The organism is bacterium, from assembly GCA_040756715.1.
Taxonomy (GTDB): Bacteria; UBA9089; UBA9088; order UBA9088; family UBA9088; genus JBFLYE01.
Genome location: JBFLYE010000133.1, coordinates 1 through 13,089, shown reverse-complemented (window position 1 = coordinate 13,089; position 13,089 = coordinate 1). Strand labels below are relative to the sequence as shown.

Below are 13,089 nucleotides of genomic sequence, written 5' to 3'. Positions count from 1 at the left end.
AGTTTTATAAAATTTTTTCCCTTTTAATTCAAAATTCAACATTCAAAATTCATAATTTTATAAAGTTTTCCTTAAGATTATCTAAACACATACATTTTGTAAAGCGTTATGGAATTAACTATAAGTTAGGCTATCTATAGAGTAGCATAAATTAAAATATCCTGTCAAGGTCATTGACTGCCTCTTTGTACATGGTATCCATCTTTATCCCATACAAGGGATCTTTCTAATTCATCTATACTGAAACAAAATTGGTTTTCAAGTAAACTCCCTTAGAATTAAAAAAGGATAATATCTTTATTGCACCCCTTGAAAAAAATAATAGACAAAATGTTTTAAAATAGGTTATACTTTCTAAAATTTTATGTTAACAGAAAGAAAAGAAATGGTAGAGACAAAAAAAATGGTAAGAGAGATTTCCATTGAAAAGATAAGGAATATCGGCATTATGGCACACATAGATGCTGGAAAGACAACCACAACAGAGAGAATCCTTTACTATACAGGAAGAACACATAAAATAGGAGAGGTTGACGAGGGGACAACGGTTATGGATTGGATGGATCAAGAGCAGGAAAGGGGAATAACCATAACATCTGCTGCTACAACCTGTTTCTTTAAGGGCCATCAGATAAACATCATTGATACACCTGGCCATGTTGACTTTACCATTGAGGTTGAAAGAAGCCTTCGCGTCCTTGATGGTGCGATTGTTATATTCTGTGCGGTTGGCGGTGTTCAGCCCCAGACAGAGACCGTATGGCGACAGGCAGATAGATACCGTATCCCAAGGATTGCATTTATCAACAAGATGGATAGGGCTGGTGCAGATATGGACAAGGTTGTTGAGATGATGAAAAAGAGGCTTTCTGGAAAGCCTGTTTTAATTCAAATTCCCTATGGAGTTGAAAGCGAATTTAGGGGCGTAATTGACTTAATAGAGAAAAAGCTTATTATTTGGGAGGATGAGAATGGTTTAATTTATAAAAAGATAGATATTCCAAAGCACTTACAAGAAAAGGTAAACACCCTTCATCACAAGCTTGTAGAGAGCTTGTCCGAATATGACGAAGGAATTATGGAAAAATACCTTTCTGATGAAGCAATATCTTCTGAGGAAATAAAAAGGGTGATAAGGAAAGAGACAATTAACTGTAATATATTCCCTGTCCTTTGTGGAGCATCATTTAAAAACAAGGGTGTCCAACCACTTATGGAGGCGATTATTTCCTTTCTTCCCTCGCCTGTTGACATTTCCTCAATTGTGGGAATAAACCCAAAAAATAATGAATATGAGGAAAGGCAAGCCTCTGATGATGAGCCTTTATCCTCCCTTTTATTTAAGATAGCCTCAGACCCATTTGCCGGAAACCTTATTTATATCCGTATCTACTCAGGTCATCTTGAGGTGGGAAAAACCGTATATAATACAACAAAGGATAGAAACGAGAGGATAACAAAAATCTTTAGGGTTCATGCAAACAAGAGAGAGGAGATAGAGAGGCTATATTGTGGCGAGATAGGTGCGATTGTTGGTCTTAAAGAGGCATCAACCGGTGATACATTGGCAAGCCCAGAATACCCTATACTCCTTGAAAGTATGCACTTTCCAGAACCTGTTATCTCTATGGCAATTACGCCTGCCACAACAAAGGATGAGGAGAAGATGGACATTTCTATAAATAAGCTTATCACAGAAGACCCAACATTTAAGATGACATTTAACCAAGAGACAGGACAGAGCATTATCTGGGGAATGGGAGAGTTGCACCTTGAGATAATGGTAGAGAGGCTTTATCGGGAATTTGGCGTTGAGCTTAAAACAAGCCCTCCCCAGGTTGCCTATAAGGAAACCATCAAAAGAAAGGTTGAAGCAGAGGGAAGGTATATCAAGCAATCGGGTGGAAGGGGTCAATATGGCCATGTTATTGTTACAATGGAGCCAGCAGAGGCTGGTTGCGGAATTGAGTTTGTTGATAAAATCATTCAGGGAAGAATTCCCAGGGAGTATATCCCCTCTATTAAGAAGGGAATAGAAGAGGCAGCAACCAATGGTGTTTTGGGCGGATTTCCCGTGGTTGATGTAAAGATTACCTTGCATGATGGTTCATTCCATGAGGTGGATTCATCTGACCTTGCCTTTCGCAATGCGGCAGTAATTGCCTTTCGCGATGGGATGAAAAGGGCAGAACCCATTCTTTTAGAGCCAATAATGAAAATAGAGATAACCACGCCAGAGGATTATCTGGGTGATGTTATCGGTGATATAAACAAAAAGAGGGCCCGTATCCTTAATATAGAAACAAGAGGCGATGGAAGAATTATAAAGGCAGAGATTCCCCTTTCCTCTATGTTTGGTTATGCCACAATTCTTCGTTCAATAACACAGGGAAGGGGCATATATACGATGGAATTTTCTAATTATGAGCAGGTTCCTCCTGAGATACAGAAGGAGATATTAAAATGAAAGAGAAGATAAGGATAGTGCTTAAGGCATTTGATCATAGAATTCTTGACAAATCAACAAGGGATATCGTTGATATAGCCAAGACGACAGGAGCAATCTGTATTGGACCAATCCCCCTTCCTACAAAAATTTCAAGATACACAGTGTTAAGGTCAACAAACATTGATAAAAAGTCAAGGGAGCAATTCGAGATAAGGGTTCACAAAAGGATTGTTGATATTGCAGATCCTACAAACGAGACCATATCCAGCCTGATGGATCTTAATCTTCCCCCAGGCGTTGATGTTGAGATAAAGAAATGAATGGATTATTAGGAAAAAAGATTGGGATGACACAGGTATTTGAAGGAGGAAAGGTTACCCCAGTAACCGCTATATCAGCTGGTCCCTGCTTTGTGGTTAATATAAGAACAAAGGAAAAAAATGGATATTGTGCAATTCAGTTAGGATATGGAGAAGATAAAAGACCAAATCTTCCAAAAAGAGGCTATTTTAAAAAGCAAGGGCTTTCTTGCAAAAAGCATCTTATGGAATTTAGGGGGGAATCTGACCATAAGATAGGTGATAGGATAGGTGCTGATATATTTAAAGAAAATGAGCTTGTTAAGGTGTCTGCTATCTCAAAGGGAAAAGGATTTCAGGGTGTGGTTAGAAGACACAATTTTTCTGGCGGCGTAGCAACCCATGGTTCTATGTTTGGAAGGGTCATTGGCTCGGTTGGTCAATCCTCATTTCCCTCAAGGGTATGGAAGAATACAGGGATGCCTGGAAGAATGGGTGGCAAAATGGTTACAATAAGAAACCTTAAGGTTGTAAAGGTAATTCCTGAAAAAAATCTTATCCTTATAAGGGGAGCAATCCCTGGGCCTATAAATGGCATTGTGGTAATTAAAAAATGCAAGTAGATGTATTGAATATAAAGGGAGAAAAAATAGAAGAAATAGAGCTTAATGATGAGATATTCGCCAAAGAGCCCAATCTCAATACAATATATGAGGCAAATAAGGCATATCTTGCCAATCAAAGAAGGGGAACAGCATCAACCAAAAGAAGGGGTGAGGTTTCTGGCTCGGGAAGAAAGCTCTGGAGGCAGAAGGGAACAGGAAGGGCAAGAATTGGCTCAATAAGAAGCCCTCTATGGAAGGGTGGTGGTATTATCTTTGGCCCTAAACCAAGAAGCTTTAAGATAAAGCTTCATAAAAAGGTAAGAAGAAATGCCTTAATTTCTTCCCTTTCAATAAAAGCTCTAGAAAAAAAAATATTGGTAATTGATAGCATAGACCTAAAAAAGCCAAAAACAAAGGTAATGGATAAGATAATCTCAAAGCTTAACCTTAAAAAACCCTTGTTTGTTCTCTCGCAGAGGAGCCCTGAATTTATTAAAAGCACAAGAAATATACCAAACCTCCATTCCTCTTTGGCAGAAAATCTATGCTCATACTATGTCCTTTCCCACAATGAGCTTGTTATCACAAAAGAGGGAATTAAAAGGCTAGAAGAAAGGCTACTTAGAATTTAAGATTTTCGTATCTACTTTAAGGTTTTTTAAATGATTACTTGAAAACAATTTTGTTTGGGTATATCGCCTTATGGGTTATTTTATAATTCCAATCTTTCCCCTGGCTTTTTTGTTAATCACAAATAGATAAACGCCAGAGGCTAATTTCTTTTCTTTAGGATTCCATATTTTTCTTCCATTGTCCTCTGGATTTATAGAAAGCTCGTCAATTAGCTCACCGGCAATGTTGTATATCCTTATGCTTCCAGAAGGAGGAAGCCTCTTTTCTACTATATTTGGGTCTCCAAAGGTTAGAAATTCATGCTTATGCCAAACAAATGGATTGGGAAATACGGTTGGTTTTGTTATCTCTTCTGGATAGGTTGGTGTTCCGCCAATGGTGAATAAGGAAAGATGCTCTGTGATTGTGGCAATGATTATATTTGATGAGAGATCAATAAAATATGGGATTGCAATTCCATCCTGAAAGATACATAAATCCCTCTCTTTGATTGTTCCTCCTACAATGCCTTTTGTCTCATCGTAAAAAAATCTGGCGGTTAGTGTTCCCTTAAGGGGTGCGGAAGCAGAGATATCCCATCCCATCACCGGCTTTATCCCTTTTGGCACATTTGTTTCTGAGCTTGTGGCGATATAAATTTTAAAAGGCAGATCAAATGTATTGGGAGGGATAAGAAGCTCAAGATTATTTGTAGAAATCGTAGCTTGTTCTTGGGGATTATAATAAAAATTGAGAAACCATAGGATAAACTCATCCCAATCTGTATCTTTGGCAAAGGTAAGCTGGGTATAGGTTCCCAAATAGCCCTCGTCTTCTTTGGGAAAATAAATAGAAAGGCCAGAGTAATTTTTTGAGGCTGTGGTATGGGAAGAAAAAAGAATAGGTGAGACAAGGCTTACCTCTAGCCTATTGGCAAAGTCAAAGAGGTCAATGTATGAGGTATCCCCCTCAGTAAATATAACATTATCCCTTGCTGTGCTTATTTTGTCCCAATCATTTGTTGAGGTAATGCTTCCCAAAGATAAGGCAAGGCTTCCTACCTTTAATAGGTCAATGGAAGATAGGGTTACCTCGCTATTTGGATATGAAGAAACATAGGTTTGGACAATGGTTTCTGCCAAGGAAGATGGGGTGGTGCTTGAGCTAACATTAGCCAATATTTTATTATATGCCCAACCATCCTCTGGTTCTACCTCCTCTGAGGCAACCATAATCTCTCCGTAATCTTTTATCTGATGCGCAACCTCTGCCATTGCCATTAAGCAGGCATCAAAGCCAATTAATCTAATCTTTCCACAGGAAGAAAAGGCTTCTTTTAATTCCTTTAAGGAAAGGGAATCATTATTTGTGTCATCACAACATACCCACTTTGGTCTTTTTTCTAATGCCTTTGTCTTCCAGCCACTTCCATGGTCCCAAAAAACCAAGGCATAATTTTCTGCCGGATATGAGCCTTTTGCCCAATTTATAAAATTCTTTAAGGTATTTGCCTCCCCCATATTTGCCTCTCCTATCTCATCAATAGCATTTTCTGGGTCTGGCGTCATATCTTTTGTAATATAAAACCTTTTTGTTCCTGTCCAATTGTTATGTGAAGAATTATATCCGTTAATTCTATCCATCTGGACAACAATGTTTATATCATCATTTGAGCCAATGCTTGACATTTCTAAAAAATCATCAATTGCATTGCTTTCCAGGTTATTATCAGCGTCTAAATAGACCATGAATGTCCAGGTTTTGGTTGAGATATTAAAATTAAGGCTTTTTTTGGCATTTATCCTTCTTCCAATCTTATATTCTCCAATATCATCACCACCTTCCTTAATTGCCCTCATCACCATATTATTATTCCATAATGGATTTTTTGAGAAAATAAGCCCTCCTAAACTGGCAACAAATGGTGTTGCCATTGAGGTTCCATCCTTATAGGCATAGCTATTATTTCTTATTGTGCTATAAATATCCACACCCGGTGCAGATACATCAACCCAGTTGCCATAATTGGAAAAATCTGCCTTGCGGTCGCTTTGATTGGTTGCTGCCACTGCCATAACATTATCATAGGCGGCAGGATAACATTCTGAACCATAGGGTATCTGAGGGTAATTCCCAGCTGCTGCAACCAGAAATACACCCTTATTATAGGCATAATCACAGGCATCTTTTATGGTTTCTCCTACATCCTCTCCGCCAAAGCTCATATTTATCACCTTTGCACCATTATCTGCCGCATATCTTATTGCTTTATCAATATCAGCATCATTGCCAAAACCTTTATCATCAAGGCATTTTACTGCCAGAAGCTTACAATTCCAGGCAAGACCTGCAATGCCAATAGCATTATTTGTAATTGCAGAGGCAATTCCAGCAACATGTGTACCATGCTCATTGTCATCCATTGGATCATTGTCATTATTGACAAAATCCCTGCCTTTTATAACCTTTCCGGCAAGGTCAGGATGAGTATAATCAACCCCTGTATCTACAATTGCAATAATTACATTATCTGTTCCTGTGCTTATATCCCAGGCAGAAGGTGCAGAAACTTTATTAAGCCCCCATTGTTTGCTGAAATCAGGGTCATTTGGACTAATACAAATATGCCTTATATAATTCGGCTCGGCATAGACTACATCCGGATTTTTCTTTAAGGATGAGATAATCTCAAAAATATCCCCTGAAACAGAAAGCTTGTAGGTTTTATCAAAAAGATGCTCTTGGGAAAGAATTGAAATGCCAAGGTTAGAGAGGGCTTTTTTGTCTTTTACCTTTACTAAAACCTCACCCTCTTTATAAGCAGAAAAAACAAGAAATGGGATAAGGAGAAATAAAAGAAGCCTTTTCACTAAAGAAGATCAAGGATAGAATATAATTTTGGCTCTTTATGGACAATAAATTTAGCTGCCCTAATCGCACCATAGGCAAAAACATCCCTTGAGGTTGCCCGATGGGTAAGCTCAATTCTCTCGCCACTACCACCAAATATAATTGTGTGGTCTCCAACAACATCACCTACCCTTAAACTCATCACACCTATCTCATTGTCCTCTTTCTTCTTTTTGCCATTTCTTCCATGCACGGCTGCTCTTTCAATATCATATCCACGAGATTCTGCTAATATCTCATAGAGCCTCTTTGCGGTTCCCGAGGGAGAGTCAAGCTTATGCTTATGGTGTGCCTCAATTATCTCAAGGTCAAAGGAGGAAAGAAGCTTTGAAATTTGGGGCAATATTTTAAATATCACATTCATCCCAAAGGACATATTTGAGGAATAGAGAATAGGGATGTGCTTTGATGCCCTTTTCATATGTGCCATTTGATCCTTTGAAAGACCCGTTGTTCCAATAACCATCGCCCTTTCATTCTCTTTTGCAATATCAATATGTTCTCTCAGGGAATCAGGGCTTGTAAAATCAATTAAACAATCACCTTTATTTATAACATCTAACAGCTCATTAGAAATCTCGCATCCATAAAGGTTTGCTCCAATCATTGGATGACCCTTTTTCTCAACCAAACCAGTGATCCTTATTTGAGAATCCTCGCTTGCTATCCTTGCAATAGAAGAACCCATCCTTCCTGCTGCCCCAAGAATAATTACTTTTATCATTTTATAACCCCAAGCGATAAAAGGACATCCCTTATCTTTTTGGCTGTCTCCTCCTTTACCCTAACAAGGGGAAGCCTAACCTTAGGATTTGGAATAAGCCCCATTATGAACAATGCCTCCTTAACCGGTGCTGGATTTGTCTCTAAAAACATCGCCTTGCATAAAGGAAGCAATTTATAATAGAGAGACCTTGCCCTTTGTATATCTTCCTCTACCTCCTCTATCATTGAGGCAAAATCAAGTGGACATACATTCGCACTTGCGGCAATAGAGCCTTTTGCACCAATTGTCATCATTGGAAACGCTAGGGCATCCTCTCCACAAAATACAGCCATTTTTCCATTACAGAGCTTGATTATCTCTGCTGCCTGAATAAGGTTTCCCGATGCCTCCTTTATTCCAACAATGTTTTCAATAGATGATAATTTAAAAACCGTCTCAGGCATCATATTTACACCGGTTCTTCCCGGGACATTATAAAGAATAATAGGAAGCCTTATATTCTTTGCTAGCTCTTCAAAATGGGCAATTAAGCCATCCTGGGTTGGCTTGTTGTAATATGGTGTAATGCTTAATATTCCATCTGCACCATCATCTTCTGCTTGTTTTGCAAGCTCAATTGCCTCATATGTTGAATTTGAACCACAACCTGCAATTACAGGTATTCTTTTTTTTACAATATCAATGGTAAATTTTACAACATCCCGATGCTCTTTATGTGATAGGGTTGCAGATTCTCCGGTTGTCCCTACAGGAACAAACCCATTTGTCCCCTTCTCAATATGGAACTCAATAAGCTTCTCTAATGTTTCATAATCAATTGAGCAATCATCCCTAAATGGCGTTATGATAGGAACTATAGACCCTTTAAACATAATCTTTTCCTCCCCTTATTTAAATTAAATCTAGTATAATAAAAAAATGTATCTTTGTCTATATAAATTTATGGGAATGTGTTTAGTTGTCCTATATTTAGGCACAAAGTAAATAAATCTTAAACAAATTCAAAACTTAAAACGCAAAGCGTAAAACAAAAAATTCAAAATAAAATTGCATTTTTATAACTTATAGTTGATTCCATAACGCTTTACAAAATGTATGTGTTTAGATAATCTTAAGGAAAACTTTATAAAATTATGAATTTTGAATGTTGAATTTTGAATTAAAAGGGAAAAAATTTTATAAAACTTAAACCTTCAATTCAAAATTCAAAATTTAGAATTCAAAATTTCTTAAAAGGTGGATGAATTTTTAACAGATAAACACACCCTATCTATTTTTGCACTAAGTAATGGAAGATACTATAAGTGATGATGCTTGTCAATCACAGGGTATCATAGGTCGATTAAAGAAGGATCAACCTCATAGACCATAACCGGCTCTCTTTCTCCCTTAACCTCTATTTCTCCCAATTCTTTTGCCTTTATCCTATCTTTAACCAAAGAGAATGTTCGGTGGGAGATAAGAATCTTTCCCGGGGTTGCCTTTGCCTCAAGCCTTTGGGCAAGGTTTACCTCCCTTCCCAGAACCGTATATTCAGACCTTCGCTTTGAACCAATCGCACCCACAGTGACAAACCCTGTATTTATCCCAATCTTTATTTCAATTGTCTCTCTTCCCTCCCTTTCCCATTCCTTGTTTAGCAGAGAACCCTTTTTTTGCATTTCAAGCGCAGAGTTAACCGCAGATAATGCATGATTAGGGAGTTCATCGGGATCACCAAAGAAGGCAAGCATTCCATCACCGATAAATTTATCTAATGTCCCCCCATATTTAAAGACAATCTCAGTCATCTCATCAAAGTATCTTCTCAGCATCTCAGTTATCTCCTCAGGTTGTGCCCTTTCGGAAAACTCACCAAATCCCTTTATATCAGAAAATAAAATGGTAAGCTCCTTTCTCCTTAATGCCTCAAATTGCCTATTCAATATCTTATCCACCACACCTTCGGATACATACCTCTTAAAGAAAAACCTTATCCTCCTTTTCTCTTTCTCCTCAAAAAATAAAGCATATCCGGTGGATGCGCTATAGGAAAGAAAGCCTGCCAAGATAGGAGAGAAGACATTTAAAAGAATTCCCTTTAGAAAGAGAAAAAAGGAAAGGAAAAGATACATAAAAAGAGAAGCAGGGAAAAGAAGGGCATTTATCCTTACCGGAAACAAAGTAGTAAGCCCGGCCAAGAGAGAAAAGAGAATAATGATTGTGGGAGTAAGCCAAAGGGGAGGGGAATAGAGGGTATCATCCTCAAGGAGATTGGCGACTACCTCTCTGTGGATAAAGAGATTGGGAGAGAAGGAAGAGATAGGGGTTGGGCTATAATCGCCAATGCTTGGGCCAGTTTGACCAATCAGCACTGCCTTTTGTTTGAAATCTGAAAAGCCTATCTCTCCATATCTATAGTTAATTCCATAACGCTTTACAAAATGTATGTGTTTAGATAATCTTAAGGAAAACTTTATAAAATTATGAATTTTGAATGTTGAATTTTGAATTAAAAGGGAAAAAATTTTATAAAACTTAAACCTTCAATTCAAAATTCAAAATTTAGAATTCAAAATTTCTTAAAAGGTGGATGAATTTTTAACAGATAAACACAACCCTATCTATTTTTGCACTAAGTAATGGAAGATACTATAATAGCTTCTTTATCTCTTCCTTGGACACCTTTGGCTTGCCAGTAAGGGAGAGAGAAACCTCATCGGCTGGGAATCCCAAAACAGAGGCTGCCTTTGAAAGGCTTTCAAATTTCTTAATGCACTCCCCTAGTATCTCTAAGGAAGATTTCATATTTTGCTTGATAAAGAAGGCAAGCCCGAGATTAAAATATATCCCTCCATCCTTAAGATAAAGGCTATCCTCATAGGCTTCTTTTTCTTCAAAGCTTGTCTTCCAAACATCCTCCATTTTAAAGACCTGGATTGTCTCATCCTTCCTCTTTAGGGTGTAAGAGACACCTGGGATGCTTTCAATAATCTCACCCAATATAGAGGAGCCGTCATGAAGATAGATTGTATCAGCATAAAGGCTTTGCAAGAAAAATAAGGATATTCCCACCAAACCAGAAAAAATAGACCTTTGCATCTTTAAACCCCTTTTGACAATGTATCAATAATAAACCTTGCCTTTTGGAAACCATCTTTAATCATTTCTACACTCACCCCTCCCCGGTAATAGCCAAAGATATGGAGGTTTTCATAAACCGTTCCCAGGGCAGCCATAAGCTTGCCATTATGCGGAATCTTTCTCATTGCCTTTGTGTATTCCTCAATGGAGGTTGGAAGCTTATCAGAAGATACCCCTAAGGATAGGAGATGGCCATCAATTGCAGCAAGGGCGGATAGATAAGCCATTGCTGAGGCCTCTTTTACATACTTTTCATCCTTATAGCGGTCATATTCAATACCTGATTTAGATAAACTTTCTTTTGCATTGGCAAAATACCTCTTTGCCTTGGAAAATGCCTCTTTTGGGTCTTTGGGAAATATCTTTTTAGCCATTTTTAGAATTATAATCTATTCTTAAAAATTTTGCAAATTCCTTTTTGGCCTTTTATTTTTCATTCCTCTTTGAGGATTTTAAGCAAATTTTCTGCCGATTGATAACCTGGATTTATCCTCAATGCCTCCTTTGCCATTAGAATTGCCTCTTTATATCTTCTAATATTGTAATAAAGACGGCCTCTGTTAAAGCAAGATGTAGCATAGTTTATAATATAAACAGAATCGTTCTCATCCTTTCTGTATTTCATCTTATAATCTGTCTCTAAAAGGAGATTATACAATTCCTGGCTAGATATATCATTTTTTATGACCATTGAGAATACACCGCATGGAAGGAATTCATACCTTGAAATAAACGGATAGCTTGGGGATGGAAAGATATAGAACGGCCTCCTTTCCATATTCATCTCAATCATACTCTCTATCCTCTGATTCCTTACCTCATCGTATGTAAGGATGGCTTTTTTAACGGGATACATCTTAAATTCAAGGTCTGGATACATTTCTCTATAAAGATTTGCCATCCATTCAAAGTGAAGCTGGTGTGGCTCAATGAGGGCTATATCCTTCCTTACAGATTCACAATAATGAAAATATTCAAGCAAAAATGAATGGGTATCATCCTCTGCAATAATAACCCCATTTTTCTTAATAGGCCTTAATATATTGAGGCAATAGTTATAAGGCGAATAATAAAGGCTATGGTCATTTCTTTTATAATTGCTTATAAAGAGCTTAATTGGAATAATAAGGAGAGCAAGCGAAAAAATAATGTAGGCAAGCTTTTTCTTTGAAAATGATAAGATAAAGAATGCTCCAAAGCCTATCCATAAAGAGAATATAGCAAATGGGATCATATAGTATAGCTGAAAAGATGGGTGGTTGTATGTAACAGAAATAAGGACATCGGTTAAGAAAATAAGAAGCAAAAAGAGGAATATGGATGTCCTCTTTATTGCCATAGCAAAAAGACCAGCAATTCCAAGGGATAATAATAAAATACCAAATTCATTAGGGAATAGACCCCTTATTTGACTAATAAACCGAGCAATGTATTCTTTTGGCTTAAGCTTTAAGAATAAAAAATCATATTGACTTCCCTTTATATGAGAAATAAATCTATTAGGTGTCTCTGGATCGCTCCAGTTTAAAGGAGGATGGGATGATGCCCTTATTGGAAGATATAGGTATAATGTAAGGGGCAAGATAAAGAGTAAAGCCATCGTTAAAGGAATTTTAAATTTTAAATTTTGAATTTTAAATTGTTTTTTTCTATTCTTCCATAGAATGGCTAGTATAAAAAGTATAGCAGCGGGAACAATAAACAATGTCTGGCGATGGTGTGCCAATGATAAACCAAGGGTAAAGAAGAAAAGATAGAGGATTTTTAAAGAAAGCCTCTCCTTGTATTTGAAAAGGAGAAAAAGGAGGAGGATAAAAAAGAATAGGTTTGTGATGTATTGTCCTGCAAATGTTGCCTGGCCCCAAAATGTATTTGAGAAGGCTAAAGAAAGAGAGGAAATTAGGCTTGGAATTCGTGATTTTACAATCTTTAGGCTAATGAGATAAATAAGCATTATAGCTATGGATGAGGAAAAGGCAGAGAGCATATTTAGCCTGTATGCAATATTTCCTATTGGGATAAGATGCATCCATAGATTGCCAAAGAGGCAATAAAATGGGTATCCTGGTGGATGGGGAATACCAAGCACCCAAGCCGCTGTTGTCATATCCCCTGCATCATAAAGCCCAACCGAGGGGTTTAATGTCACCAAATACAATCCAAAAGATGCAAATAAAACAAGCCTTCCAAATATATCCTCCTTTGTTTTAAATCCCAATTTATCCTTCACAAAAGAATTATACCCTAATATTTATAGTTAACGCATTATAGTTAATTCCATAACGCTTTACAAAATGTATGTGTTTAGATAATCTTAAGGAAAACTTTATAAAATTATGAATTTTGAATGTTGAATTTTGAATT

The 13,089-nt window shown here is 37.3% G+C and carries 11 protein-coding genes; 4 read left to right on the top strand and 7 right to left on the bottom strand.

What is annotated here, in order from left to right; all coding sequences use genetic code 11:
- Positions 1-403: 403 nt before the first annotated feature.
- From fusA to rplD, 4 genes are read left to right on the top strand one after another with little or no spacing between them, the layout of a single operon-like run.
- Positions 404-2,467 carry an elongation factor G gene (fusA, locus tag AB1397_05215; GenBank protein MEW6482384.1) on the top strand — a complete coding sequence of 688 codons (2,064 nt, stop codon included), beginning with the start codon at positions 404-406 and terminating at the stop codon, positions 2,465-2,467.
- Positions 2,464-2,769, top strand: a complete 306-nt coding sequence (gene rpsJ / locus AB1397_05210) for a 30S ribosomal protein S10 (GenBank protein ID MEW6482383.1) — start codon at positions 2,464-2,466, stop codon at positions 2,767-2,769. The genes fusA and rpsJ overlap by 4 nt, the downstream gene beginning before the upstream one ends.
- Positions 2,766-3,371 carry a 50S ribosomal protein L3 gene (gene rplC, locus AB1397_05205; GenBank protein MEW6482382.1) on the top strand — a complete coding sequence of 202 codons (606 nt, stop codon included), beginning with the start codon at positions 2,766-2,768 and terminating at the stop codon, positions 3,369-3,371. Before rpsJ ends, rplC begins: the two co-directional genes overlap by 4 nt.
- Positions 3,362-3,985 carry a 50S ribosomal protein L4 gene (gene rplD, locus AB1397_05200; GenBank protein ID MEW6482381.1) on the top strand — a complete coding sequence of 208 codons (624 nt, stop codon included), beginning with the start codon at positions 3,362-3,364 and terminating at the stop codon, positions 3,983-3,985. Before rplC ends, rplD begins: the two co-directional genes overlap by 10 nt.
- 75 nt (positions 3,986-4,060) lie before the next feature.
- Here the strand turns inward: rplD and AB1397_05195 are convergent, their stop codons facing one another.
- The 7 genes from AB1397_05195 to AB1397_05165 all read right to left on the bottom strand — a co-directional run bounded on the left by AB1397_05195 (position 4,061) and on the right by AB1397_05165 (position 12,955).
- Entirely contained in the window at positions 4,061-6,835 is a 2,775-nt protein-coding gene (locus AB1397_05195) for a S8 family serine peptidase (GenBank protein MEW6482380.1), read from the bottom strand.
- Positions 6,835-7,599 (bottom strand): 4-hydroxy-tetrahydrodipicolinate reductase, encoded by a 765-nt coding sequence (dapB, locus tag AB1397_05190; GenBank protein MEW6482379.1) that lies wholly within the window; start codon positions 7,597-7,599, stop codon positions 6,835-6,837. The genes AB1397_05195 and dapB overlap by 1 nt, the downstream gene beginning before the upstream one ends.
- Positions 7,596-8,474: a 4-hydroxy-tetrahydrodipicolinate synthase gene (gene dapA / locus AB1397_05185; GenBank protein MEW6482378.1), complete on the bottom strand. Its 879-nt coding sequence runs from the start codon at positions 8,472-8,474 to the stop codon at positions 7,596-7,598. Before dapA ends, dapB begins: the two co-directional genes overlap by 4 nt.
- A gap of 459 nt (positions 8,475-8,933) precedes the next feature.
- A complete protein-coding gene (locus tag AB1397_05180; protein MEW6482377.1) occupies positions 8,934-9,986 on the bottom strand; it encodes an adenylate/guanylate cyclase domain-containing protein in 1,053 nt (350 codons plus the stop codon).
- A 247-nt stretch (positions 9,987-10,233) separates the two neighbouring features.
- On the bottom strand, positions 10,234-10,683 hold the full coding sequence (locus AB1397_05175) for a hypothetical protein (protein ID MEW6482376.1): 450 nt from the start codon (positions 10,681-10,683) through the stop codon (positions 10,234-10,236).
- A gap of 2 nt (positions 10,684-10,685) precedes the next feature.
- Positions 10,686-11,099, bottom strand: a complete 414-nt coding sequence (locus AB1397_05170) for a DUF5618 family protein (protein MEW6482375.1) — start codon at positions 11,097-11,099, stop codon at positions 10,686-10,688.
- Between the two features lie 59 nt (positions 11,100-11,158).
- Positions 11,159-12,955 (bottom strand): DUF2723 domain-containing protein, encoded by a 1,797-nt coding sequence (locus AB1397_05165; GenBank protein ID MEW6482374.1) that lies wholly within the window; start codon positions 12,953-12,955, stop codon positions 11,159-11,161.
- Between the last annotated feature and the right edge of the window lie 134 nt (positions 12,956-13,089).

What these genes read in the sequence shown, in the direction of transcription:
- dapA (MEW6482378.1), bottom strand. Translation starts at nt 8,474, where the DNA reads ATGTTTAAAGGGTCTATAGTTCCTATCATAACGCCATTTAGGGATGAT.
- dapB (MEW6482379.1), bottom strand. Translation starts at nt 7,599, where the DNA reads ATGATAAAAGTAATTATTCTTGGGGCAGCAGGAAGGATGGGTTCTTCT.
- AB1397_05170 (MEW6482375.1), bottom strand. Translation starts at nt 11,099, where the DNA reads ATGGCTAAAAAGATATTTCCCAAAGACCCAAAAGAGGCATTTTCCAAG.
- rplD (MEW6482381.1), top strand. Translation starts at nt 3,362, where the DNA reads ATGCAAGTAGATGTATTGAATATAAAGGGAGAAAAAATAGAAGAAATA.
- rpsJ (MEW6482383.1), top strand. Translation starts at nt 2,464, where the DNA reads ATGAAAGAGAAGATAAGGATAGTGCTTAAGGCATTTGATCATAGAATT.
- AB1397_05175 (MEW6482376.1), bottom strand. Translation starts at nt 10,683, where the DNA reads ATGCAAAGGTCTATTTTTTCTGGTTTGGTGGGAATATCCTTATTTTTC.
- rplC (MEW6482382.1), top strand. Translation starts at nt 2,766, where the DNA reads ATGAATGGATTATTAGGAAAAAAGATTGGGATGACACAGGTATTTGAA.
- fusA (MEW6482384.1), top strand. Translation starts at nt 404, where the DNA reads ATGGTAAGAGAGATTTCCATTGAAAAGATAAGGAATATCGGCATTATG.